This window comes from Sandarakinorhabdus sp., assembly GCF_040398665.1.
Taxonomy (GTDB): Bacteria; Pseudomonadota; Alphaproteobacteria; order Sphingomonadales; family Sphingomonadaceae; genus Sandarakinorhabdus.
On record NZ_JBBATQ010000005.1, the window covers coordinates 215,556 to 241,678 of the forward strand.

Below are 26,123 nucleotides of genomic sequence, written 5' to 3' on the forward strand. Positions count from 1 at the left end.
CTTTGGTTCTAGGGCGATGTCCATGGCCTCTGTTGCATCTCTCCTGCCCGCCCGCACTGCCGCCCAGCCGCGCGCCATCGCCGCCTGGCTGCTTGGCGTCGCGGCGCTGGTGTTTGCCATGGTCGTGGTTGGCGGGATCACAAGGCTGACCGAATCCGGCCTGTCGATCACGCGCTGGGATGTGGTGTCGGGAACACTGCCACCGCTCAGCGAGGCCGAATGGCAGGCGCAGTTCGCGCTGTATCGGCAATCCAGCCAATACCAGATGATGAACCAGGGGATGAGCCTGGCCGCGTTCAAGGGCATTTTCTTCTGGGAATTTGTGCACCGCTTGCTGGGCCGGCTGATCGGCCTGGCCTTTGCGCTGCCGCTGGCGTGGTTCTGGATCGCGGGGCGGATTCCGCAAGGCTACAAGCTGCGGCTGCTGGCGCTGTTCGCGCTGGGCGGCCTGCAGGGCGCCATCGGCTGGTGGATGGTGGCATCCGGGCTGGTTGATCGCACCGAGGTGGCGCCGGAGCGGCTGGCCATTCATCTGTCGAACGCGCTGATCATCATGGCGGGCTGCATCTGGACTGCGCTCGACCTGCGGGATGGCGATACGCCGCGCCATGATCGTCCGAATATGTGGGTGTGGCCGCTCGCCGCGCTGCTCGCCGTGCAGATCGTCTGGGGCGCCTTCACCGCCGGACTGCGCGCCGGCCATGCGTCGGACACCTGGCCGTTGATGTTCGGCCAACTGGTGCCTGATGGCCTGTTTGCGCGCGCCGCCGATCTGGTGAGCGATCCGATCAGCGTGCAGTTCGTGCACCGCAGCCTGGCCTATGCGGTGGCTGCGGCCATATTGCTGACCGCCTGGCGGCTGTGGCGCGCCGGTGCAGGCGTGCGTGCGCTGGCGCTGGGTGGATTGGTGCTGGTGCAATTCGCCCTGGGCGTTGCGGTGATTGTTGGCCATGTGCCGATCCCGCTGGGCGTGGCCCATCAGGGCGTGGCGGCCATGCTGGTCGCGGCCATGACCTGGGCCGCACACTGGTCGCAAAGGAGCAGCGCATGATGGCGAAGAATATACTCGGTGGCCCGCTGGTGCTGTGTTCGACCGATCCGATGACCGGCTGGCAACGCGATGGCTGCTGCAACACCGATTCCAACGACCATGGCCTGCACACGGTGTGCGCGGAAGTGACCGCGGAGTTTCTGGCCTTCAGCCAATCCGCCGGCAATGATCTGTCGACGCCGCGGCCCGAATTCGGGTTTCCCGGCTTGCAACCTGGTGACCGCTGGTGCCTGTGCGCCGGCCGTTGGGAAGAGGCCCGCCGCGCCGGCTTCGCGCCGGAGGTGGTGCTGGAAGCCTGCCACGAAAAAACGCTCGAGGTGACATTGCTCGGCCATTTGCAGGCCCATGCGGTGCAGCCCTGATCAGCGCCTGGGATGGCGCGGATTTCGCCGGCGCCAAGCTGGCCTGTCTGCTTGATGGCTGCATTCTCACCTACCGCCGTGACGACAAGCCCGGCATCCCCTGGCCCGGCCTGATCGACCTGCCCGGCGGCGGCCGCGAGGGCGCCGAAAGCCCGGCGCGATGTGCCTTGCGCGAACTGCACGAGGAATTCGGCCTGGACCTCCCCGAACACCGAATCATCTGGGCGCAGCCCTTCCCGTCGATGCACCCACCCGGCCGCACCGGCTGGTTGCTGGCGCTGCACCTGGACGCATCAGAGGTGGCCGCCATAAGCTTCGGCGACGAAGGCCGCGATCCGCAATTGCTTGATATCGGCGTGTTTCTGTCCGCACCGGATGCAGTTGCACCCTTGCAGGATCGGGTGCGAAGGCTGCTCGCCGATCAGGCCGACGGCACGGTGCCAGGATACCACACCGGAAAAACGTCGCTTTTTCCTTGATCTGCCCGGCGTGTTGCACAATAGCCGCCCTCAACGCCGGGGCCTTGTGGTCCCGGTCGTTTCGTTTTGCAACAATGGAATCCATGCCATGCTCACCCGGATCACCGACTCGGCCAAGCCTGCCGAAGTCGAAAAAAAATGGCTGCTGATCGATGCCGAAGGCCTCGTGGTCGGCCGCCTGGCCACCATCATCGCCAATCGCCTGCGCGGCAAGCACAAGGCCAGCTACACCCCGCACGTCGATTGCGGTGACAATGTCATCGTCATCAATGCCGAGAAGGTCCGCTTCACCGGCAACAAGGCGACCGACAAGGTCTATTATCGCCACACCGGCCACCCCGGCGGCATCAAGGAAACCACCCCGGCCAAGGTGCTGGAAGGCCGTTTCCCGGAACGCGTGCTGATCAAGGCGGTGGAACGCATGGTGCCGCGCGGGCCCTTGGGTCGCCAGCAGATGCGCAACCTGCGCGTCTTTGCCGGCACCGAACATCCGCACGTGGCGCAAAGCCCCGAGGTTCTGGATGTGAAGTCCATGAACCGCAAGAACACCACGATCGCTGGTTGAGGAACTGACAGATGAACGACAATCGCCAGTCTTTTGCCGATCTCGCCGGCCTGGATGCCGAAGCCCCGATCAACACCGCCCACACCGGTGGCGGCGGCCCGCCGGCGCCGCTGCGGGAACAGGAAATCGATGCGCAGGGCCGCGCCTATGCCACTGGCAAGCGCAAGAACGCCATCGCCCGCGTCTGGCTGAAGCCCGGCACCGGCAAGATCACCGTCAACGGCCGCGACCAGACCGTCTATTTCGCCCGGCCCAGCTTGCGCCTGGTGATCAACCAGCCGTTCGATGTCGCCGAACGCCGCGATCAATATGATGTGGTGGCCACGGTGGTTGGCGGCGGCCTGTCCGGCCAGGCCGGCGCGGTGAAGCATGGCATCGCCCAGGCGCTGACCAAATATGAACCAATCCTGCGCACCCCGGTGAAGCAGGCCGGGTTCCTGACGCGCGATCCGCGCGTCGTGGAGCGCAAGAAGTACGGCAAGGCCAAGGCGCGCCGCAGCTTCCAGTTCAGCAAGCGCTGATTCGGGCCGCTGTTTCGCCGCTGCAATTCGCAGCGGCGACAGCCCTGCAAGTGCAAAAAAATGGCGCCGCGCGGTTGGACCGCACGGCGCCATTTTTCGTGAAAAATCAGGGACAAATTTACGTCAGCCTCACTGACGCAGTTACCACTTCATTAATATAAATACGCTGTTAACCTTTTCTTAAGCCCTTGAAAAAAAGGCTCTTGACCGCCAGATTGGTTGATAGTTAGAGCGAAAATAAGTGGCTCATGCCATTGGTCACAGGGGTCGACATGATCAAGTCAGCAGTAGCATTCGGGTTAGCGTTGGGTTTGGCCAGCACCGCTGCAGCCGTGACCCTACCAGCCCCGCTGCGCAACAACGCGCCGGTCACCGGCAATGCCGCTGATTTCCGCAGCGATCAGCGCTTCGGATTTTGGGACACCGATGGCACCGGCACCACGGCCGCGCTCGGCAATGGCCAGCAAGCCGGCTTTCTTGCCAGCCGTTACAATCTGACCCCGGTAGATCCGCCTGGCGTGGCCACGTCGAACAGCGTGTTGCCGCAACTGGAGCGTGCTGCGATCGAATTTCGTGGGGGCATTGCCACCCAGGGCAGCGGCAATCGCACCTATGGCGTCCACACGCCGAACGCCGCTTCCGGTTTGCCGACCAGCCTTGGCGGCGACGGCGTGCACAGCGCGCTTACCAATTTCAATTCGCTCAACGCCGACAGCAGCACGGTGAGCACCAGCAACCAGATCAACGTGCCGTGGACGAATTTCCTGCAATCGAATGGTGCCGATCAAGTGAACCAACCGCCGCCGGTGGTGTTTTCCATCTCGCGGGTCGGATCAACCCTGACCGTGCAAGTCGGAGACCAAAGCGGCAATGCGCAGTGGGACCATATCTGGTCTTCCACCAGCATCGGGTTCACCGAAATCAACGCCATCCAGTTGCGCATGTCAGCCGGCGGCACCAGCGCCTGGCGCATCACGGATCTGCGGTACAACGGCAATCTGCTGAATTCGACCGTCGGCAGCGGCCCGACCAGCGTCTATCAGGCCGATACGCTGGCGAACACGGCAGCGTTCGCCGAACGTGAAATGTTCCTGTGGGACAAGGTCACCGGTGATTTTTCCCTGGTCGGCAACCTCTTCCTTGGCTGGCAAGTGTCCCGGCCGACCAATTCGACCGCCAATCTCCAGTTCAAGCTGCTCAGTCTGCCGGTGCTGTCGGACCCGGTTGAGCCGATCCCCGAACCGGCCTCGTGGACCATGTTGATCGCCGGCTTCGGCCTGGTCGGCGCCACGCTGCGCCGCCGCCGCGTGCTGGTGGCCTGATCCAGCCAACACAGCGCCCTGATTCGCACCGTTTCGCCGCCGTGGCCCAGCCACGGCGGCGAAACTGCGTCTGGGCCATCATCCTTCATCATTGATGTGCTTCGCTTTGCCTTTGGGTTTGCATTTCTGGCTTTTTGGTTAATTTTATAATAATTTTCTTGACGGTCCCCTGCCATCTTCGCTTTGTCTGCCGGCAACATGCGTTTCCATGGGAGTTGACATGACCAGCCGGACAATATTCGCCGCCGTCGGCTTCGCCATGCTGGCCGCCGGCCCGGCCACTGCAATCCAGCACGTCGTCACGCTCAATGGCGTGGTCAGTGGCGAGGCCGCCGATCAGCGCTACGAATTTGCCGGCGACTTCCTGCAAACCCATTATGGCCTGACCACCGGCACCGGCAGCCCGCTTTCCTATCTGCCGCCGCTGGAACGCGCTGTCGCCGAAGCGCGCAGCCCGAACAGCGGCCGCACCCGTGGTTTCCACGGGACCAACAATGCCACCGGGCGGCCTGTGGCCGATGGCGGCACGGGCGTGGTTGCGGCCCTGACCAATGCGCCCTCGCTCCCCCGCACGGCCGGTCAGGGCACCCTTACCAACGAGGTCAGCCGCGCCTGGGTGGATGATCAGGCGATAGGCTTCATCCTCAGCCGCACCGGCAACACCGTGACATACAGCACGGTGAACGGCGTCAGCGGCCAGCCCGACGATGTATGGAGCATCACCGCCGCTTCGATTGCCGAAATCAACGCCTTCCAGTTTCGCATCCGTTCGGCCGGCCAGAACATGGTCAGCCTGAGCGATGTGAAGCTGGTGCAGGGCACGACGACCACCAACCTCGGCTGCTCGGCCCCCGGCACGTGCGGCGTTGGTCTCACTGGTGCCTTCTCCGCCAGCGCCGGCGATCTCCACATCAGCCTGTTCGATCGGCTGAGCGGAAATTTCACCCTTTCCGGCAACTGGATCTTCGATCTGTCGCCCACGCGCGCGGGCAACAACGCCCAGATCAAGCTGCTGAGCGTGCCGGTGCTCGGCCCGCCGGCGGTGCCGGAACCGGCAAGCTGGGCGATGCTGATCGCCGGCTTCGGCCTGGTCGGTGCCACCCTGCGCCGCCGCCGCACCGTGCTGGCCTGATCCGCCAAAGCCTGGCTTTCGGGCCACAAAGCCGCGGCGGCCTTTTCATGGGCGGGCAGGGCTGGCAAAGCGAGCCCATGATTCGCATCCTCGCCCTGCTGCTCGCCGCCCTGCTGGCCCTGCCCGCGCTGGCCCAGTCGGTCAGCGACCAGCCGCATACCAAGGTCGAACTGCTCGCCGCCAGCGCTGCCCCGGCGCCGGGCAAGCCGCTGACCATCGGCATCGCGCTCAGCCCCAAGGCCGGCTGGCACACCTATTGGATCAACCCCGGCGATGCGGGCGCACCCACCCGCGCCGCCTGGACCCTGCCGGCCGGCACTGCGGCGCCCGCCGAACTCCAATATCCGGTGCCGGGCACGCTGGTCGTCTCCGGGCTGATGAACCATGTCTATGAAACCACCAATGTGCTGATCACCGGCGTGACGCCGCCGGCCGGCCTGGCGCCGGGCCGTGCGTTCCCGGTGACGGTGAAGGTGGATTGGCTGGTGTGCAGCCACGAACAATGCGTGCCGGAATCGACGACGCTCACCCTGCCGCTGAGCATCGGGGACGGCGCCGCCGATGCAACGATGGGCCCGCGCCTCGTCACCGCGCGCGAAGCCTTGCCCAAGCCGCTGGCGGCCGCCGCCAGTTGGGCGGTGCAGGGCAAGCGCTTCGTGCTGTCCGTCCCCCTCGCCGGGCTCGACAATGTGCAGCGCGCCTGGTTCTTCCCGGCTGGCGATCTGGTGATCAATCATGTCACGCCGCAAGCCGTCACCCGCGCCGGCGATGCGCTGCGCATCGAAACCGATGCTGCTGATCCCGGCCCCGAAGGCGACGTGACCGGCGTGCTGCGCGTCGAAATGGCCGGCGAGCCGCCGATCGGCTTTGCCATCACCGCCAGGCCCGGCAGCGTGCCCGGCCCCGGCGCGGCGCTGGCCACCGGCGCTGCCAGTGACAATGGCGACAGCAGCGGCGAGCCGGGCCTCGCCCTGATCCTGCTCGGCGCCGTGCTGGGCGGCCTGATCCTCAACATCATGCCCTGCGTATTCCCGATCCTGTCGCTGAAGGCGCTGGCGCTGGCCAAGGGCAATGTCGATGCCGGCAAGGCCCGCGCCGAAGCGCTGGCTTACACGGCCGGCGTGGTCATCGTCGTCACCGCGTTGGGCGGCATGGTGCTGGCGCTGCGTGCCGCCGGCAGCCAGGTCGGCTGGGCCTTCCAGTTGCAGGATCCGCGGGTGATCAGCTTCCTGCTGCTGCTGGTCACCGCCATCGCGCTCAACCTCGCCGGTCTGTTCGAAGTGACGCTGACCAGCGGCAATCTCGGCCAGGATCAGGCCCGGTCGGGCGGCGTGCGCGGCAGCTTCTTCACCGGCGCGCTGGCGGCCTTTGTCGCCACACCCTGCACCGGGCCGTTCATGGCCGGCGCGCTGGGCGCGGCGCTGGTGCTGCCGACGATCCAGGCGTTGAGCATCTTTGCCGGGCTGGGTTTCGGCCTCGCCCTGCCCTTCCTGCTGATCGGATTCATCCCCGCCCTGCGCCGCCGCCTGCCCAAGCCCGGCGCGTGGATGGCGAAGCTGCGCGCCATATTGTCGGTGCCGATGTTCCTCACCGCGCTGGCGCTGGCCTGGGTGCTGGGCCAGCAGGCTGGCGTGAACGGCATGGCCATGGGCCTGGCCGGGGCGCTGCTGCTCGGGCTGTTCCTGTGGTGGCTTGGCGCGCGCCAGCATGGCGGCAAATCGCTGCTGGTGCCCGGCGTGCTCAGCCTGACGACCGTGGTGGCCGCGACGCTGCTGATCGAGACCGGCACGCCGCCCGCCGGCGCGACTGTGGCCAGCACCGCCGCCAGCGAGCTCAATGCGGTGAAATTCTCCCCCGCCGCGCTCGCCGATCTGCGCGCCCAGGGCAAACCGGTGTTCCTGTTCATGACCGCAGACTGGTGCCTGACCTGCAAGGTCAACGAGAAAGGCGCCATGGCGTCAGCGGCGGTGGCCGAAAGCTTCAAGGCCAAGGGCATCACCGTGATGGAAGGCGACTGGACGCGCAGCGACCCCGAAATCTCGGATTGGCTGGAGCAGCACAAGCGCGCCGGCGTGCCGGTCTATGTCTATTACGATGCCAAGGGCGGCGAACGCGAACTGCCGCAGATCCTGACCGTGGACGAACTGACCAGCCTGGCCGGCTGAGCCTGATGAGGAGCCCGACGATGAAAGCCGCAATCGCCGCCCTGATCGCCACCCTCACCGCGCCTGCGCTGGCAGCGCCGATCAACGGCATCGCCGCCCCGGATTTCACCGCCCGCGATGCCGATGGCAAGGCGGTGCGCCTGTCGGATTTCCGCGGGAAAACGGTGGTGCTGGAATGGACCAACAGCGGCTGCCCCTTTGTCCGCGCCCATTATGACAGCGGCACCATGCAGCAACGCCAGCGCGAAGCTGCGCACCTCGGCGTCGTCTGGCTCTCGATCAACAGCGGCGCCCCCGGCAAGCAAGGCCATGTGAACGGCACCGGTGCGCGCGCGGAAATCGCCACCAACAAGGCCGCCCCGGCCCACTATCTGCTCGATCCCGCTGGCGCCGTCGGCAAGCTGTACGACGCCAAGACCACCCCGCACATGTTCGTCATCCGTGCCGACGGCATTCTGGCTTACCAGGGCGCCATCGACGACAAGCCCACCGCCATCGATGCGGATGCCAGGACGGCAACCCCCTGGGCAAAGAATGCGATCACCGCCGTTCTGGCCGGCAAGGCGCCCGCCCCGGCGATCACCCGGCCCTATGGCTGCTCGATCAAATACGCGGGTTAATCGAGACGTCGGATCAGGAACCATGGCTTCGGCGGGCAGGCATGCCCTCTGGAGGCGGCCGACGCTGGCGCGAAGATGCCCGGGCCTTGCGGTCTCTGAGGCCAGGCGGCTGCTGTCGCTGACGTGCGAGCGCGACCCTCTCTCCATGCGTTCGAAACCGGTTCCGAACTGTGCCTCAGCCTGACGAGGCGGATCGGCTATTGCAACGCGCACCGATCGGATTTGGGACGAAGCGGCGCTGTTTTCGACCCAAGCGACCCCCATTTTGGCAGGCGGGTTTCGACGCAAGGGCGTCAATCACAGCCAGCACAGGCCGTGCCCTCGTCGGCGATCCAGATCTTCTACCAAATCCAGCAGCCTGTTTTCACCGCCATCGATCCTGTTCTGAGGTTCAGACAATATCGGAGAAACATCGCCTCTTCATACAGATGATCTGCCTTTCATAGGCTTCAAGATATATTTTAGAGGCCAATAACAGAAATCTGTTTTTGTTGTTTTCAGACCGTATCTTTCAGACAGATACAAAACACGGTCGATATATCGTTTATATATTTCCATAATTTAAAATTTATACATTCATATGGCTTCCAACCCGCATTGAATTTTCGAGCGCGGGGCGATTTAGAGGGGTCATGGTCGGATTGGCATTAAAGGGCAGCGATGGCGTTTCTGACGCTGGCGCGGTGCTGCCCGCAGCACTGCGAAATGACCTTACCCTCGACCATGAGCTCATCTCACTGATCAATCGTATTGAAAATCTCGACGCCGCGATGAAAAAGCGGTTCGATTACAATATCGTATCCGGTGAGGGCCGCGTTCTTTTCAATATCATCAAGAACAATGGCTCGATGTTGAAGTCGATTGCCCACAACCCGAATTTCTCGCTGCGGACGGCTTTCAACAGCATCAAGAAACTCGAATCCGCCGATCTTTTGCAGAAAACCAGCCCCACGAATGACCTGCGCCGCGTGCTTGTCGCGCTTGATGTGGACCGGATCATCAGTCTCATCGATGGAGATGAATGATTTCCGCGCCTTTGGCGACGACATTGCCGGGTGCCGTGTGCGCATCAAATGCGTTCAGCCTTCGAGCCGATCAACGCTCCGCTTCATCGGTCCCGAGGACAGTCATTCATGAGCGACAACAAGACACCGACGGTCATTGAGGCAGGCAAGAAATTCACCATGCCAAAGGCCGCGAATTCCAACAGCCGCAAGCAGGTCGCCCAGCCGGGGCCGCCTGCCGAGTTGCCGGCGACAACTGCCCTGCCCTTGGCCGACGAGAGCAGTTTGGCGGCGCCAAAGCCGCCGGGCGTTGCTGCCCGGAAGCGGGCACCCAAGGCGGCGAAGGCCGAGGCGCTGGCCCCACCGGCCCCTGCCCAAGCCACCGAAAGCGCGCCCGTGCCGGCGGCACGCAAGGGCCGCGTGACATCGATCACCAGCACCGGTCCCGGCGGCGCCCGATCGCGGCTGGCGATCGACAATCGGCCCGCGCCCAGCGCGGCGGCGCAGACCCGTATCTTCCAGATCTATTACGAGCCCTGGCACCTGGAATTGCTGGATCCGGCGTTCGAACCTTTTGACAATCGGGGGATCGTCTCGGAATTTTACGAACTCGAAGTCTTCGGGCGGATTGCGGGTTCGGGCGAGGTGAAATCGGCGCAGCTTTGGGGCGCATTGTCGTGGCGCTTTGGCGAAAAGACCGGAATGACCGGCCAGCAGCTTCACGACGTGATCGCGGCCAATCCGGGCAACGACATCTATTACTGCAATCCGTATCCGCAGAATGAAGCCCTGTTTCACAACATGTGGCTGCAAGGCGAAAGCTGCCACCCGCGCTTTCTTGAAGTGGCCGAGGCCGTCTGCGCCGCGGCAGGCTTCCCGGTTGAAGACCTGCAAGCCGTCGAGGCCAGCGAAATGTTCTCGGCCGCCAATTATTTTGTTGGAACGCACAAATTCTGGTCGCTCTATCTGGCGTTCGTCAGTCGGGCGATGGGCCTCAGCGACAGCCGCATGTCGAAGGACATGCGGGAACTGCTGCACTCCCCAGAGGCCGATCGCCGCCTGAAGCACAATGGCGCCACCTATGTCTCGTTCGTGGTGGAACGGCTGTTCCCGATCTTCATGAAAACGTCGGGCCGGCATCTGAAGAAGTTCAAGATCACGCTGCCCGAAAGAGAGACGGAGATGAACGTCCATCTGCGCCTGCTGCGGGAGATGAAGGACGTGGCGCACAAAACCCGTTCGGCCTGGTTGGCGGCCTGCTGGGTGAATTATCGCAACCTGTATTTCTCGCAATCCAACGGCAAGGAATGGTGCGCGACGCATCTGCGCAATGTGACCCCGACCACGGTTCGGTTTGGCTGATGCGATGCTCGCCATCGAGATGATATCCTCGTCTCAACTGAAGGACGGCCGTTACGACATCAACGGCCCCATCGTGGTGATGCCCTTCATCGACGCCGCAATGGCCCGGCGTGCCGCCCAGCAACTGGCCGCCCGCGCCGGCTGCAAGGGCTTGCTGCTGGCGGTTCACGACGACCACCGAGAAGGGTTTGTCAGCCTGATCAACGGGGCATTCGCGGCCACCCAAAGCCAGAGTTTCGCCTATGTGGCGCAGGATGCCTTTGCCGGGCGATACTGGCTGGCGCTGGCGCACGCGGCGCTTTCCGTTCCTGGCGCCGGCCTGGCGGCGCTGAATGACGGCAAATGGTCCGGTCGCATGGCCAGCTTCGGCCTGGTCCGGCGGCGCTGGGCGCAGTCACTTTATGATGGCTGCCTGTTCCATCCCGAATATCATTCCCATTACGGCGACACCGAACTCAGCCTGATCGCCCAGGCGCAAGGCGCTCTGTGCTATGATCCCAATGCCGTGCTGGTCGAGGTGGATTGGCGCAAGGACCAGAGCCAGATCAATCCGGCAGACAAGTCGCTGTTCGACAGGCGGCTCAAGTCCGGATTTGACAACCGGCTGAACGTACCGGCTGCTGTGCGGGCAGCGCCCCAGATCCTTCAGGCGGGCCAACGTGACAATTCCTAAAAACCACAGCATCTGCCTCAACATGATCGTCCGCAACGAGGCGCCGGTCATCCGTCGCTGCCTTGCCAGCCTGCGCCCGTTGATCGACACTTGGGTGATCGTCGACACGGGCTCCACCGACGGCACGCAGGACATCATCCGGGCCGAGCTGCACGACATCCCCGGCACCCTGCACGAGCGGCCCTGGCGCAACTTTGCCCATAATCGTTCCGAAGCGCTGGAACTGGCGCGGGGCGCGGCGGATTACAGCCTGATCATCGACGCCGATGATTATCTTGAACTGGCAGGCCTCGGCTCGCTCACCCTCACGCACGACTGCTATTCGCTGGTGATCCGCAATGGGTCGCTCAGCTATCCCCGCATACAGCTCATCAACAACCGCCAGCAGTGGTTCTATCGCGGCGTGCTGCACGAATTTCTGGAGTGCAACGAACCGTTCACCAGAGGACATCTCGATCTGGCCATCCAATGCGCCAACGACGGCGCCCGGCGGCGTAACCCCGGCACCTATGGCCGCGATGCCGCCTTGCTGCTGGAGGCCCTGCGCACCGAGAGCGATCCGTTCCTGGTGCGCCGCTATACCTTCTACCTCGCGCAGAGTTTCCGCGACGCCGGCCGGTTCGATCTGGCCATCGCCCGTTATCTGCAGCGCGCCGGCCAGGGCGGCTGGGCAGAGGAGATTTTCATCAGCCTGTATCAGGTGGCCAGGCTGAAGCAGCGGCTTGGCCACGCCAGCGCCGACGTGATCGCCGCCTTCGAGGCTGCGGACGCCGTCACCACCACCCGCGCCGAAGCGCTCCACGGCGCCGCCCGCCAATGCCGCATCGAAGCCCGCCACGCCGAAGGTTATGCCTTCGCCAAACGCGGCCTGGAACGGCCACAGCCGGATGGCGCCCTGTTCGTCGAGCCGTGGATTTATCAATATGGCCTGCTGGACGAATATGCCGTCACCGCTTCGTGGGTTGGCCAATATGCCGAAAGCCATGAAGCCTGCATGAAGATCCTCGCCGGTGGTCACCTGCCGCAGAATCAATTGGCGCGGGTGACGGACAATGCGCGGCTGTGTTTCAGGATGAAGAGCTGATCGAAATGGAAGCATACTGTGATCTAACTCTAAATTAATCATCTAAATTGTCTAAAAGGGCTTCTACTTGCATCACCCGACGTCTCAAACTCATGTGCTTACCGAGCCTTCTGGATCAGAGTGTCCCGGAATACATTGAGAAAATGCCAACAGTACTAATATTGAAGCTGCAGCAGCATTCAGATCATTTCCGGCCGCCGGAAGGACTGGCAGCGTGTAGCGATCCGGCAAGATCGATGCCGCACCGTCTGGGCCAAAGCGCTGGCCGTCACCTCCACCGGCTGGCTCGGCGCAAAGAGTACTGAGCGATACATTCCTACGGCAACACCTGCGCTTGAAAATCCACCAAGGATGCATCGAACGTATGAGGAACAGACCAAAGTCCACGCTTACCAAAAAAATTTCTGGTTTCTAAGCAGCGCCGCTCAAAAAGCCTCATTTGCGGACTGTCAATGTCGACTTGAGGTACAACGTCACCGCTAAAGAATACCGGGTGTTTTTCTAACGTAACGCTTTCTATGCTGTACTTTTCAGTGCTACCATCCGCATAATTTGTTGCCTGTACTATGCGCGCAACTTCGGATCGGACTTTGGCGCAAGCCCATTTTAAGTGGAGGGTGATGAAACCAGAAGAAGGTGGCGCGAAATCTGTCGGGAAATCGGTATTATGAAAGCCTGGGCTCCATCGGCTTGGGATTCGAGCGATGTGAGGCTTGCACAACGACGAACTGGCCACGCCCCAACGTCTCTGATCCAGTACCGACCTGCTAAAATCAAACTCTGGCTCGTCTGCGGATTGAATTATATCGAAACCACGAGTCATAAGGACATCGGATTCCTGAATGGACAGCATTTCCGCAAATGACAGATTCGAACGAGGATGGGCAATAATTATCTCATCTATATCACAAATTATTGTCCAATTATAATATGCCAAGAGACCTTGACTAAGCCGGCTCATCAACTGGCAGCGGGCTTCATCGTCAAATGCGACCCCAGAAAGTGATTGAATACCGCCCAGCGAATATTCCTTGAATTCACCTCCATTAGGTGTGACCAAAAATATATTGTCTGCGCCGATTAGCGACGCGTAGTGAGAGTAAAAATATGGAAACCACCCGCCAACACTGTTAGCGTAGGCGATAACGCAAGCATTCTTCTTCTGCTCAGACTGCCGCCAGATCGACGTTTCCAATCCTCTAATTAACGCAGCTTTTTTCGACGGCGACAAAAACTGCACCGCATTGGAAAAATCGACGGCAGACATGCGCTCAATCACTGCTGCCTTTTCTATCGGGGTCCAAAATTTGAGTTCAATCCGGCTTGTCTGGTCGACACAAAAAACCTGTAGGTTGCGCTCAACCACATCAGTGGGTGTAGCCGCCGTTGGCAACATAGCTGTGAAAGAATAACGCTCTTCATATGCTGATGAATCGCTACGCAGTCCACCGATTTCAGCGTCTATCCTCTTGCCATAAAAAATGACTTCAATATTGCAGTTTGGACTATCATCTTTCATGATCCAACCAGAAAGACGTTGTCCATACAGAGTGTCAACCGCTCCAAACATTTGATGGTCCCCTTGATCGACCTGACCCTGACCATTTTCCTTTTCCAGCCAGAGGGGCAAATCATTGCTCTTCCTCGCCCAGGGTTAACTCCGGCTATGCATAGTTTCGCAGAAACGTTCTGCATTGGCATGCGGGTAGCCATGTAATGCCAGTTGATCGTTGCCTCGCAGGACCAAGCTAGGTCCGCATTGCATGTCATCACAGTAGCATTGTTGCTGACCATCTCGCCCGTCTGTGCTTCCGGATGCAACCTCGGTATGCTGAGCGCCCTGCTACCCGACCGCCCCACGTCAGCACACGAGTAGCTATATCCGCAAATCGACCAAACGCGTATCGAACTCATGCGGAAAGAACCAAATGCCAATCTGACCAATATACTCAGCAGATTCTAGACATTGTTGTTCAAACGCCTGCATCTCCGGGCCATCAACCGCCACGCGTTGCAAAGCCCACCCACCTTGCAAGACATGATGTCTTTCCATAGCCACACTGTTATTGCTGTATTCGGCTGTATGCTGGTCTGCATATGTCGTAGATTGCACGAGCCGGGCAACGGCTGCGCGAACCTCAGTGCACGCCCATTTCAAGTGCAATGTCAGGAAGCCACTGCCCGGTGGAGCGAATGATGGTGGATTATCCGTCTGGTGAAATCCCGGACCCCAGCGGGTCGGCACGCGCGCAAGGTGAGGTTTACATAAGGACGAGTTGGCCACCCCCCACCGTCTTTGCGACTGGATGGATTTCGCGAAGTCAAACGGGGGATCATCATCCTCCTGCAAAACATCAAATCCCCGAGACAACACGACATCGTCGCTTTGAACAGCAAGCATCTGTTCGAAGGTCATACCTGATGATGGGTGCGGGATAACAATCTCGTCAACATCGCAAATCAAGGTCCAGTTATAATAAGCAAGAAGTCCCTGACTAAGACGGCTTTGCAACTGTGCCCGTGCTTCGTTATCGAAATGAGCGCCGGATAACGATATAATCCCACCCATGGGATATGCGCTGAATTCCTCGGCCTTTTTTGCTACAATAAAGATATTTTCTGCGCCAACCAGCCCTGCGTAATACGAGTAAAAATAGGGGAACCAGGCGCCAGCTCCATTAGCGTAAGCGATGACACACATGCTTTTTTTATTTACCGACCTTCGCCAAAGTGGCGTTTCTATACCACTAATTAGTTCAAGCCTTTTTTCAGACGACAAGAATTTTACAATCTGAGTTAGGTTGCCGGGCGGCATGCGCTCAAGATTTGCTGCATCCAAAATGCAGCTCCAAATTTCAAGCTCGACACGTTGCTTGTCATTGATGCAAAAGGATTTTAACTTCCCATCGGCTACATCAGATAAATTGATGGGTTTCGGCAACAGAGCCGTAAACGAATAGCAATCCTTGAAGCCTACAAAATCTTCGCGTTTTGCGCCGATAACGCCAGGGAAGGCTTGCCCATCAAATACAACTTCCAATCGGCATTCAGCGCGCTCGCCAACACTGATCCAACCGGACACCTGGTTGTTAAAAATGCTGTCTACTACGCCGAACATAGATTCTATTCCTTACCAATATCAAGTCTCGCAAATCTACATACAGGTCATCCTAGAGCATTCTGTACAGAGCGAGTTTAGCGCGGTTTGCTGACCCTGCTCTGAAACAAAGCGAGCATAACGACAAACCCATTTTGGACCAGCGCGTTTGAACTTACCTTTTGCCCAGCCTGATAACACGAAGATTGCCACCACAAAGAACCAATAGCAGGCTGAGCGCACAGTTCCCCGTGTTTCCTCTGTTGTCAAGCATGCAGCCATCCGTATCAGCTTCAGGCACAACTGAAGCGTAGAAGCTGAAAACAACTGCCATCTAGCTATCCTGCTTCGTTAACCAATACGCAGCAAAATCAACCCACATATTCGGCCACAACAGAATTCAAAGACGCCAACGGCTCACGCTCGATCTGCGTCTGTCCTCCCGACACCATCTTGACGATTGCTTGGGCCCACGAATGGGGCGAACCAACCGGTACGTGAATGCCATTCACGCCATCAGTCACCTTTTCCTTCATCCCTCCGATGGCAGAGCAAGCCACAGGCCGGCCGTAATCAAGCGCCTCCTGGATCACCATCGGGGAATTCTCCCACCAGACGGAGGGGACCAGAACCCAATCCACGCCGGCCATACGCGAAGCAATGTCCTCGTGCCGGTATGCACCACACCACATCACGCTGCCATCTTCGCCAAGATCAGATCGCAGTTCCAGAATCTGTTCCTGGAAGTCTGCAGGCTGGAGGTCAAGGTTGGTGCCATGCACCTCGAGACAGACGCGGCTGCGTTGCTCTTCTGTCAGCATCTTCATTGCCTTCAACAGAACATCGATGCCCTTGTAGCGATTGATCTGCCCGAAATAACCCAATCGGAGACGTCGACCATCCAGCGGCTCACGCGGAAGCGGGGTGCGAACGGGCTGCGGGTTCTCGATCATCCTGAGCTTGGCGCTGTCAAGGCCGAAGCTTGCCAGACGGTCCAGAAGGAATTGCGACGGCGAAATGATCACATCGGCGCGATTGAGATGCTCCTTGATGTAGCACGCGCGCAGCCAGAAGCTTTCCTTGGGAATCTCGGGGAAGCAGCGATGGCAATCGACGGTGGATGCACGGCTGCAGAGCTCCAGCGAGCCGGTTTTCACCATCTGACCATTGTGGTGACAAATCGCCAGCATTTCGTGGACAGTGAGGACAACCTTGATGGCAGGATCGATCTGCTTGATCAGGCTGATGATCTCGACACCAAAGCTCACGAAATGATGGAGATGGATGATGTTCGGCTGGTAGTGCTTGATGAAGACCTCCAGATCCCGGCGGAGGATGGCAATTTCAGCCGATGAAAAATCCAGGTGATTGACCGGCGGCGTGTGCCAGATCAGGTTGTTTGGCGCATATCGCGCAAATCCGCGCAAATCCGGTTCGGGGCGAGCCCCGACCAGCACGACCTGCCCAATTTCGGCCCGCGCTTGCAGATGGTCGGCAAGCACCTGCGCCGCAATTTCAGCACCGCCCTTGGAAAAGGCCGGATGCGCATGCGCGAAGATTGCAACTGTGAGTTTGCTTTTTGCAGTCACCGAGCGAGCCATTTCAGTTACCAGCTTTCTTTTTCGAGAATATATTGGAATGCTTGGCCTGGTGCCGCCATGCATTATAATAGACAATTGCTTGGCGCGCCGTCGGCGTGCCGCTCAAGACCAGCGACTGGCGCTCGAGATGGACAAGCGTGGCCTTGCGCTGAATGACGATTTTTTTCTTCATGTCGCGCAGCGCAAGGCAGAGCGATGAGTCTTCGAAATCACCGATGACGAAGCCCTCATCGAAACCGCCGACCGCCTTGAAGGTGGCAGCGCGCAGGGCGACGCACGCAGCCGTAGCGGATTCGACCTCTTCGAGCACCGGGCGCTCAAACGGATCGAGACCTTTGCCGGGGTGGTCATTGAGCCAGAGCCGCAGCGAGCGATCATAGGTGAACTCCATGCCGTCGTGCTGGATCGAACCGTCGGGGAAGAGCAGGCGGGCGCCGACAGCACCGATGATTTCCTTGGCCAGGGGGCTGATCATGGCATCGATCCAGCCTTTATCCGTGGGAATGCAATCAGAATTCAAGAAGATGAGGTTCTTGCCCTTGGCGAGGGCGGCCCCCTGGTTGCACGCGCCCGCGAAACCCAGATTGGCGCTCAGAACATGGAACGATGCGGGCAGTTGGAGCGCCTGCACATAGTCATAGAGTCCTTCCATCTCCTGCCGAAGCCGGGGATCGTCGATGATGTAATGCAGTCTGGCCTGACCGCTCTGGATCTCCGGCTCGCTGGCGGCGGCGACCAGTTGTTCCTTGATGCAGCGCAGCGTCCCGTACACAGGCACGATGATGGAGGTTTCCTCCGCCCGCTTCGGCACAAATTGCCTAGTTTCCACGCCAAGCGTGTTCTTCGTGTATGATTTGACCGCCGACACCAGCGCGTCAACGAAGAAGCCGTCGTTGCGGGTCAATGTCTCGCTGATCAGGGATGGCTTCGGAATCAGGCCGATGATCGTTTCGATATAGGCCGGCACCGTAAAGGCAAAGGTAGCGCACTTGATGTCGTGGAGACGGGTCGCGCCACCCGGGTGCGTGGCAATCGCAGTGACTTTCCCGGGGCTCTGCTCGTTACCGGGCAACGCAATGAGGAAGCCACCCACTTTGGCTTTTTGCCTGAAGGCAAAAGGAAGGGACATTTCAACGTCTTGACGTTGAAAGAGATTATCCTTGCTGATCTTTGCACTGACACCTGACGACGTGGATAGCCATACATCGCTATCATCCGTAGCCGCGATCCAACCAACCGTCACCCAACCGTGCCCGGGCACATGCCACGAATTCTCGATATATGCCCGTGCAGTGGGGCATTCGCCCGGCACAGCCGATGACAGGATCAACTTTGCCCAACTGGCTGAGCGCAACAGTTCATCCGAAACGGATGCACTCAATAGATTCCTGAGAAGAGCAACATTGATTGTGCGATCGTCCTTACCAAGAACGATGGGGGAAACGTATGTAAAATCTTCGTCTTTCAGAATCAAGGCGGAGCGGTTCGGATTCTGCTGCCGATGCGACAGTACAGAGAAATGCCAAATTCCGGATTTGTCTTTGATGCATGAATGATGGATGTAATCTGGAACTTCAATTGTAACACCTCCGGATACTGTGCCCTGCAGAAGGTTCAATTCGTCGATTGATACCGCGCTCGTTATGCGAACGACGGCGCCAGAAAGAGTTACGCCGCCATCGTCACCCTGCACATCGAGGCGCTGGACTTTGCCGCTCGTCAGACTGATCTGACCGTGGGCTTTTTTAAATTGCACTTCACTCACGTTGAGTCCCACCTTCTGCTAATCTCGTAATCGGTATTAATTATATTTATGTTATAGCGAGTTGGATTTATTTTTAATCACGGTTGATATCTTGCGATAAAGAAAAATTCATTCATCTCTCTGTGCTATGACGATATTGCTTTAATGAGTTGATTTATGTGATTGACCCGATACTCGCTATGATATTCCATATGTGTCGCTGAGTGACGCGATGCGACTAGCTTTCCATCGGCACCAGACACTATTATCATTCTTTTCAATTTTCTGGCCTCACATGCAGCAAGCCCCATGCTGTAGGGATGGGTATCCAGAATGCTCCGGCAAGAGGCGAGCACTTCGAGGAAGCTGGCGTGCGATTTCGGCGCGATGTACTCGCACGGGCGAGACAAGCGCCGTTCGATATTCTTCCTGGTCTTGGCGAAGCGGTACCGGCTGTCGACAAGCGTGAGCGGTGCAGATTTCGCGTCGTTGACGCGCGCAGCCATCTTGCGCGAGATCTTTACCGGGTTGGAAACAATCGCCATTCTGATCGACGGGGCGGCAGTCCGCTTTGGCAAATAGGCTGGCGGCGTATAGGCGACATAGGAGCCTTCGCAACGGATCAACGGTTCCGAATGCAGCGCCTCACTGCCCGGTGGCGACTGCACGTTATCGGTGATGAAGCCGTCAAAAACGGTGAGGCCGGTGGTGGCCGATTGCCCGCCCACCCACTTGTACATCCGGGCAGCCGGCTTGGTCGAAAGCGCCTTGAGGCCGATGGGATCGCTCCAGCCGCCCAGGTCGAACAGCACATCAAGGGACTGGCGCTTGATGGCGTTGGCCAGATCGGCCGCCTCCAGATGCTGCACATCGTGCCATTCGGCAGCGATGCGGCGGAATTCGGCGGTGCCGCTGTCATCCTTGCTGCCGCGGTTGAAGAGGATGAAATCGACCTGTTCGGACAGCGGACTGAAGGCGGCAAAGGTGAGGAAATAGACCGGCGACAGACAGAACATCGGTGACAGGAGCCCGATGCGGCGGCGGCCGGTGCGGTTGGCAACGCCGGCCAGCGCCGTTTCGGAAAAGGCAAAGCCCGGCAGGCACAATTGGCGGCCGGCAAAATCCATCAGCTGATGCGAAAGCGCTTCGTCGCTTTCATCACGATCATAGAGCTTGGACATCAGGGTTGTCAGTTCGGCATCGGCGCCAAACATGGGGTCCCCCAACAGCGGCGCCACGCGATTGCGGGCGCCAACCGCGTCACCAAACTCGTTCATGTCGAGGTCCGCCGCGGCCAGCAGCGCGTGGCCGTTCCGCCGATCATGCTTAAGGATGTGCGTCAGGACGGCATCAGCCTCCTCAATGCAGCCCTGGCCCCGCAGCACCTTGGCCTTCAGCACATGGCTGGGCCACAGATCCGGTTTCAGCGCCACCGCATGATCAAGATAGCGCATGGCATCATCGGGCCGGTTTGCCCCGACCAGGCTCAGGGCCAGATTATGCTTGATGTCATAACGGGCGCTGTTGATCTCGTTGGCGGCGGCATAACAGTTGATGGCTTGGCCCCATTGTCCGGCATTGCGGAACTGGCGGCCGCGCTCGACCAACTGCACCAGATCGGCGGTTCCGGCGGTCATCTTTGCCCCCGGAACATGAATTTCTGCACCGAAGCAATGGCTTCGGCAGCGGACACACCGGCCGTGAGCTGCAGATCGAGATAATTCTCGGCCAGCGACATGGCCGAATTGACGTACTGGCTCTTCACCTCGAAAGCGGTCTGGATGGCGTTGACCACATCCAGATTTGAGCGGACGCCGCCGTCATAACTCTTCTGGTTGGCGACAACGCTCTGCTCGGCCGCCTCGATGGCCAGTGCACTGCTTTGCAACGCCGCATCGCCACCGCTCACCAGGCCATAAAGGCGCTGGAAGCCGACCTTTGCCTGCTCCTGGATGCGGCGGCGCTCTTCGGAAGAGCGGCGCGCAGAGGCCGAAGACGCCTGGGCCGAGAAGATGCCGCCGGCGTTGATGGGCGCCGATACCGTGATGCCGACAAAGGAGATGCTGCGGCCGGACGCCAACGTATAGGACGCTGAGCCGTTGACCGTGGGCAGCAGCCCCCATTTCGCACGCTGCGCATCCAGTTTGGCCACGCGTTCCGACAAGCCCGCCGCGATGACGCTGGGGTTGGTCTGCACGCCAGGTTCCAGTTCTTCCTTCGGCAGCAGCGCGATGCGCGGCACCCGATCGGGCAGGATGAAATCCTTGTCGCTGATGTCGACCCCCGTCAGCGAGCGCAGGCGGGCGGCGACGGCACCGCGTTCGGATTCAAGCAGGATCTGAGCCGCCTTGGCCTGTTGGTACCGCACCTCCAGCTCCCGGGCATCGGTAACCGTGCCGAGCCCGCCCTTGTAAAGGCGCGTGGCCCGCACCGACTGCTCACTGAGCGCGCGCACCTTGGCAGCGTTGAGCTTGGCGCTTTCATTGGCGCGCACATAATCGGCCACCGATTTCAACACGCGCTGTGCAAGCTCATTCTGCCGGAACAGCAGGTACGTGTCGGCGTACCGACGTCGCGGGCCCCTCTGGCGCAGCACCGCAAGCCGTTCGAGGCTGACGATCGGCTGGTTGACCGAGAAAACCTGACGCGTCAGGCCATCGGTCGGGATGTTGGTCATGCTGTAACTGGCCGACGGCAGATAGGCCGCCATTGACTGTTTTGCCGCCGTCTTGTTGACGTCGAATTCCGCCTCGGCGAGCTTGTATTCGGCGTCATAATCCAGTGCGAGTTCATAGGCTTCGTCCAAAGCCATCGGCGCATCGGCACGGGTACGGTCGGTGACGGCGGCGCGCGTTGTCTCGGGCGCGGCCGAAGGGTCGGCCGCCTGCGCCCACGCTTGCGTCGACAGCAGCGAAAGGACCAACAACGACGGTGAGATGATCTTCATCATCAATTCCGGAAGCTCAGGGCGAGCTTGTCGGTGAGTGGCTTCAGGAAGTAGCTCATGAAGGTGCGTTCACCCGTCTTGACGAGCACATCCACCGGCATCCCCGGCTGCACCTGCAGCTTGTCGAGGCTCTTGAGCCCCTCAGGGGTGATCTCGACCTGTGCCAGATAGAATTCGATCGGCGCGGTCTCATCCTTTACGTCCTGCCTGGTCAGCAGATCGACGCCGACAAGGCTGATCTTGCCGTCGATCACCGGTGTGGTGGTCTGATTGAAGGCGGTAAAGCGAATGTCGGCGGGCATGCCCACCCGCACCTTGTCGATCAGACCGGGCGGGATCCTGATCTCGGTCAGCAGCCGGCCGTCGGTGGGCAGGATCTGCGCCAGATTATCGCCCCCCCGGATTACACCGCCCACAGTGAAGACGGTCAGTCCGACCACGATTCCGGAGACCGGCGCCTTGATCTCGGTCTGCGCCCGCTCGAACCGCGCGGCATCGACGCGGGTGGCAAAGGATTCCTTGTTCTTCTGGGCTTCCGAAAGCGATTTCTGCACATCGGCAAGGAAGTTCATGCGGTTCTGGGCGATCTCCGCGCGCAATTTGGCGACCTGCGCCTGGGCGCTGGAAAGCGCCGTGACCTGTTCCTCGCGCGTACGGACGACCGCATTGGCCTGCGCACGCGGGATGAAGCCATCGGCGGCAAGATCCTGCGTGTTGCGAAACTCCTCCTCAACCGTTTTCAACTGCACCCGGCGTGAGGTGATCGCGCTCTGGAGCCCCGAGATTTCGGCTTCCATGGCGGCGATATTGCTCCGGAGACCAACCCGGCGGGATGCGAAAAGCTCCTGCTGCACCGCTTTGGACTCGACAACATGCTGGTCATTCCCGAACGCCGCCAGTTCAGGCACCCACGTGATGGCCGGTTTGCCCAGCACTTCGGCTTTCAGGCGCGATTCAGAGACCAGCAGATCGACATATTGAAGTTCGTAATTGGTCAGATTTGCTTCGGTGTTGAGCGGATTGACCTTCATCAAGACCTGACCGGCGCGGACCTTCTGGCCTTCCTCGACCATGATCGCCTCGATCACGCCGCCCGTTGAATGCTGGACCGTCTTGCGATAGCCGGCGACGACGACCTTGCCCGTCACCGGGACACCCGATGCCAGCGGCATGGTCACGGACCAGACGAAGAAGGCGAGGAACAGGATGACGAAGCCCTGGACCGCGCGGCGGCGGAACAGGCCGTCGCCAAGCGCCAGCGGCTCGGCGCCGTCGCGTTCCAGCTTGCTGGGATCATAGGGGTTCCAGGCGTCAATGGCGGCCGACAACCCCGATTTGAGCTTGGAAAACAGACTGACCAACATGTTACAGCGTCTCGCCAGCGTCGGGAGTTGGAGCAGGGGCGGTGGCCGCAACCGCCGTGGCGGGCTGGATCACGACAGTGACCTTCGCGGTTTGCGGCGGGGGCGCGACCGGCGCTGGGGCGGGTGATGGCGCTGTCTGCGCCGGCGGTGGCACGGGTGCCGACGCAGCGACCTGCGCCGGTTCGGTTGGCGCCGCCGGTGGCACGGGTGCGGGCGCAGCAACCGGGGCGGCGACAGGCGCCGGCGCTGGTTGGGCAGGTGGCTGGACCGGCGCCGATACTGCGGCCGTCACCGGCGCAGGCGCGGGTGACGGCGCTGTTGGCGCCAGCGGTGGCACGGGTGCCGGTGCCGGTGCCGCAGCCGTGGCGGCGCGCGCGGGAGCGGGCGGCGAGACGCCCATCGGCCGTGCTGGCGTCGCGGTCGGAGCCGCTGGCGTGCGCACGGCCTCGAGCAACTGGGCCGAGGGCCCAAAGCCGACTTGGCGGCCTTCGCGCAGCACCAGCAGCAGATCCGCCAGTCGCGCGACCTTGGGGTCGTGCGTCATGACGACGACAGCAGAGCCTGCCTGGCAAATGGCCTGCAGCGCCTTCTTGAACGCCTGCTCGGCCGCGTCGTCGAGGTTGGAGTTGGGCTCGTCGAGCACGATGAAGCTGGGCGAACCATAGAAGGCCCGCGCCAGAGCGATCATCTGCTTTTGGCCACCGGACAGGACATGGCCGCCCGGCCCGATCCTCGTGTCATAGCCATTCGGCATCTTGAGCACCATCTCGTGCGCGCCGATCAGCTTGGTGGCTGCAATGACCTTTTCGGGATCGACCTCACCCAGGCGGGCGATATTCTCGGCCACCGAGGCCTGCAGGAATTCAATGTCTTGCGGGACATATCCCAAGTGCGGCCCAAGCTCTTCGTGCGCCCAATCCGAAATCTCCACGCCGTCAAGGCGCACCGAGCCCATATGCGGCTTCCAGACCCCCATCAGCGCCCGGGCCAGGCAGGTCTTCCCGGCTGCACTGGGGCCGATAACGGCGAGCAATTCGCCGGGTTTCATCGTGAAGCTGAGGCCGTTGAGCACGATATTTGCCGTGCCGGGCGGGATTATGACCAGCCCGTTGACGACGAGATTGCCCTCCGGAGCCGGCAACGCCATTTGTTCGCCATAGATCAGATCGTCCTTGAGCAGATCATTCAACCGATCATATGCCTGCCGCGCAGAAATGATCTGGCTCCATTCCCCGATCAATTTGCTGAGCGGGCTCATAGCCTTGCCGATCAGCATCGACGCGGCGATCACCATCCCCCCTGTGATGGCGCCTTCGATGGCCAGCCAGGCACCAAGCGCGACCTGCAGTGAGGGCAATGTATTGCCGAGCACGTTGGAAAAGCCGCGCATCGTGCCCGACGCTTCGCTGGCATTGACCTGAAGCTGCAGGAACTTCTGATGCCGGACAAACCATTTGCGGCGCACGGCGGGCAGCATGCCCATGGCCATGGTGACTTCGGCCTGCCGCAGGCTATCGGCGGCCAACTTGTTGGCGGCGGCATTTTCCTCGTTTGACGCCCTCATAACCGGAGCCGAAGCGCGCTGCGCGGCAAAGCTGCTGATCAAGATCGCGCCGGTTGCCAGGGCCACGAACAGCGCCAGCAGCGGATGAAAGACAAAACCCACGGCAATGAACACGATCGCGAATGGCGCATCCATCAACGCCAGTATCGGCCTGCCGGTCAGGGCCTGGCGCAGCGTAAGCAATTCCGACAGCAATTGTTGCAGATTGACGTTGTTGTAGCCCACATAACGGCGGAACGCGGCATCGAAGACCGAGGCCGACAGATCCCAGTCCAGCTTGGCCGAGAGTTGGACAAACAGGCGAGTGCGCAGCCAATCCAGCAGCGCCCAGAACATATAGACGGCAACGACCAAGATGGTCAGCGAAACGAGGGTGATCTCGCTGCGGGCAGTGATCACACGATCGAAGACATTCCACATGTAGATGATGGGAGCGAGCGAGATGATTTCGACCACACCGCTAATTGCGAATGCCAGATAGAATGAATACCGCGCCTGAGCCAGGATGCGACGAACCGGCGCTTCCAGCTCAGATTTCTGATCAAGCATGGTCATTTACAGCTTCAGGCCCGGCTGACCGAGGTGGTGGAACGGATCTTCATCGGCGCCGATCAGCTTGACCTGGATCGGAGCGGGGCCGAACGACGGGTCGAAGCCGTCAGTGGTGTCGAACACGGCAATTTCGGTGACGCCAAGGCCCCTGATCGCGTCGACCGCACCGGCCGTATCGCGGATGAGTTCGGCCGTGCCCTGATCGATGACCAGCGCGACATTGGTTGCCCCCACGAACAGCGGCGTTGCGCGGTCGTCATCCACGTCGAGCGCGTTGAACAGGGCAAGCAGGTCAGCGCCGGTCGCGGTTCCGCTCTGGATACCCAGATCGACATAGACCGGGGCATCGCCCTGATCGCCCAGTTGGACCTGATCGACGCCCAGGCGGGCCATCGTGGCGAGGCTGGTATCGACCACCTGGCCGGAACCTGTCGCGTCGAGCTGCAACTGGGTTGCCGGCAGGATTTCCAGCATGCCTGCTTCGGCGAGCACAGCGGCGAGGGAGTCGTCGACCGTGACCTCGTTGCCGGTGGGCAGATTGAGCTCTTCGACCGAGTTCGCGCTGAGCAGGCGGATGAGATCACCGAATGCGTCGTCTGCATCGACCGGCAGGATGACATCCGTCGAAGGCAGTTCGACAGCCACAGCTTCGGACACGGCTTCGACCCAGTCGGACGCATCGCCGGCGACACTGCGGAAGTTGTCGAATTCAGCCACGGCGACCGTGCTGAGCAGCCTGGTGCTGTTGTCATCGGCGACGTCAGGCATGGTGCCAGTGCCGGTGTACACGATCTGATCGACATGCAGGTCATGCAGCGTCGTCATGCTGGTCGGCAGCTCTGTACCTGCCACCGACAGCGTGATGTTGTCAGCCGACGCAAACTGCAGGCCAGCGGCGATCATCGCAGCCGCCG

General features: G+C 60.7%; 22 protein-coding genes. 13 read left to right on the forward strand and 9 right to left on the reverse strand.

The window, feature by feature from the left end; translation table 11 throughout:
* Positions 1 to 22 precede the first annotated feature (22 nt).
* From ABWP22_RS09245 to ABWP22_RS09305, 13 genes are all read left to right on the forward strand, one after another.
* A complete protein-coding gene (locus ABWP22_RS09245; protein ID WP_353199672.1) occupies positions 23 to 1,051 on the forward strand; it encodes a COX15/CtaA family protein in 1,029 nt (342 codons plus the stop codon).
* Complete coding sequence (locus tag ABWP22_RS09250) at positions 1,048 to 1,413, forward strand: DUF2237 family protein (RefSeq protein WP_353199673.1); 366 nt, start codon at positions 1,048 to 1,050, stop codon at positions 1,411 to 1,413. Before ABWP22_RS09245 ends, ABWP22_RS09250 begins: the two co-directional genes overlap by 4 nt.
* Entirely contained in the window at positions 1,296 to 1,892 is a 597-nt protein-coding gene (locus tag ABWP22_RS09255; protein ID WP_353199674.1) for an NUDIX domain-containing protein, read from the forward strand. The genes ABWP22_RS09250 and ABWP22_RS09255 overlap by 118 nt, the downstream gene beginning before the upstream one ends.
* 88 nt (positions 1,893 to 1,980) lie before the next feature.
* Positions 1,981 to 2,457, forward strand: coding sequence for a 50S ribosomal protein L13 (gene rplM / locus ABWP22_RS09260; RefSeq protein ID WP_353199675.1), 477 nt, complete (start codon positions 1,981 to 1,983; stop codon positions 2,455 to 2,457).
* Positions 2,458 to 2,468: 11 nt separating this feature from the next.
* Entirely contained in the window at positions 2,469 to 2,978 is a 510-nt protein-coding gene (rpsI, locus tag ABWP22_RS09265) for a 30S ribosomal protein S9 (protein WP_353199676.1), read from the forward strand.
* A gap of 332 nt (positions 2,979 to 3,310) precedes the next feature.
* On the forward strand, positions 3,311 to 4,300 hold the full coding sequence (locus ABWP22_RS09270) for a PEPxxWA-CTERM sorting domain-containing protein (protein WP_353199677.1): 990 nt from the start codon (positions 3,311 to 3,313) through the stop codon (positions 4,298 to 4,300).
* 220 nt (positions 4,301 to 4,520) lie between these two features.
* The gene (locus ABWP22_RS09275) at positions 4,521 to 5,432 is read left to right on the forward strand and encodes a PEPxxWA-CTERM sorting domain-containing protein (protein ID WP_353199678.1); all 912 of its coding nucleotides are present in this window, start codon (positions 4,521 to 4,523) and stop codon (positions 5,430 to 5,432) included.
* A gap of 77 nt (positions 5,433 to 5,509) precedes the next feature.
* Positions 5,510 to 7,597, forward strand: a complete 2,088-nt coding sequence (locus tag ABWP22_RS09280; RefSeq protein ID WP_353199679.1) for a protein-disulfide reductase DsbD family protein — start codon at positions 5,510 to 5,512, stop codon at positions 7,595 to 7,597.
* A gap of 20 nt (positions 7,598 to 7,617) precedes the next feature.
* Positions 7,618 to 8,217, forward strand: coding sequence for a redoxin domain-containing protein (locus ABWP22_RS09285; RefSeq protein ID WP_353199680.1), 600 nt, complete (start codon positions 7,618 to 7,620; stop codon positions 8,215 to 8,217).
* Positions 8,218 to 8,849: 632 nt separating this feature from the next.
* Positions 8,850 to 9,242: a hypothetical protein gene (locus tag ABWP22_RS09290; protein WP_353199681.1), complete on the forward strand. Its 393-nt coding sequence runs from the start codon at positions 8,850 to 8,852 to the stop codon at positions 9,240 to 9,242.
* Positions 9,243 to 9,350: 108 nt separating this feature from the next.
* On the forward strand, positions 9,351 to 10,583 hold the full coding sequence (locus ABWP22_RS09295; RefSeq protein ID WP_353199682.1) for a hypothetical protein: 1,233 nt from the start codon (positions 9,351 to 9,353) through the stop codon (positions 10,581 to 10,583).
* Positions 10,584 to 10,602: 19 nt separating this feature from the next.
* Positions 10,603 to 11,256, forward strand: coding sequence for a glycosyltransferase family protein (locus ABWP22_RS09300; protein WP_353199683.1), 654 nt, complete (start codon positions 10,603 to 10,605; stop codon positions 11,254 to 11,256).
* Positions 11,257 to 11,278: 22 nt separating this feature from the next.
* Positions 11,279 to 12,340 (forward strand): glycosyltransferase, encoded by a 1,062-nt coding sequence (locus tag ABWP22_RS09305; RefSeq protein WP_353199684.1) that lies wholly within the window; start codon positions 11,279 to 11,281, stop codon positions 12,338 to 12,340.
* A 316-nt stretch (positions 12,341 to 12,656) separates the two neighbouring features.
* On the opposite strand, the gene ABWP22_RS09310 is transcribed toward ABWP22_RS09305, so the two are convergent.
* From ABWP22_RS09310 to ABWP22_RS09350, 9 genes are all read right to left on the reverse strand, one after another.
* Entirely contained in the window at positions 12,657 to 13,970 is a 1,314-nt protein-coding gene (locus tag ABWP22_RS09310; protein WP_353199685.1) for a hypothetical protein, read from the reverse strand.
* Positions 13,971 to 14,216: 246 nt separating this feature from the next.
* Positions 14,217 to 15,458 (reverse strand): hypothetical protein, encoded by a 1,242-nt coding sequence (locus tag ABWP22_RS09315; protein ID WP_353199686.1) that lies wholly within the window; start codon positions 15,456 to 15,458, stop codon positions 14,217 to 14,219.
* Positions 15,459 to 15,808: 350 nt separating this feature from the next.
* Entirely contained in the window at positions 15,809 to 17,038 is a 1,230-nt protein-coding gene (locus ABWP22_RS09320; RefSeq protein ID WP_353199687.1) for a glycosyltransferase, read from the reverse strand.
* Position 17,039: 1 nt separating this feature from the next.
* Positions 17,040 to 18,803: a glycosyltransferase family 2 protein gene (locus tag ABWP22_RS09325; protein WP_353199688.1), complete on the reverse strand. Its 1,764-nt coding sequence runs from the start codon at positions 18,801 to 18,803 to the stop codon at positions 17,040 to 17,042.
* Between the two features lie 125 nt (positions 18,804 to 18,928).
* A complete protein-coding gene (locus ABWP22_RS09330) occupies positions 18,929 to 20,182 on the reverse strand; it encodes a tetratricopeptide repeat protein (RefSeq protein WP_353199689.1) in 1,254 nt (417 codons plus the stop codon).
* A 233-nt stretch (positions 20,183 to 20,415) separates the two neighbouring features.
* A complete protein-coding gene (locus tag ABWP22_RS09335; protein ID WP_353199690.1) occupies positions 20,416 to 21,732 on the reverse strand; it encodes a TolC family protein in 1,317 nt (438 codons plus the stop codon).
* A complete protein-coding gene (locus tag ABWP22_RS09340; RefSeq protein WP_353199691.1) occupies positions 21,732 to 23,144 on the reverse strand; it encodes an HlyD family type I secretion periplasmic adaptor subunit in 1,413 nt (470 codons plus the stop codon). Before ABWP22_RS09340 ends, ABWP22_RS09335 begins: the two co-directional genes overlap by 1 nt.
* Entirely contained in the window at positions 23,095 to 25,212 is a 2,118-nt protein-coding gene (locus ABWP22_RS09345) for a type I secretion system permease/ATPase (RefSeq protein ID WP_353199692.1), read from the reverse strand. Before ABWP22_RS09345 ends, ABWP22_RS09340 begins: the two co-directional genes overlap by 50 nt.
* Positions 25,213 to 26,123, reverse strand: a 911-nt coding sequence (locus ABWP22_RS09350; protein ID WP_353199693.1) for a hypothetical protein, incomplete at its 5' end; no start/stop codon positions are given.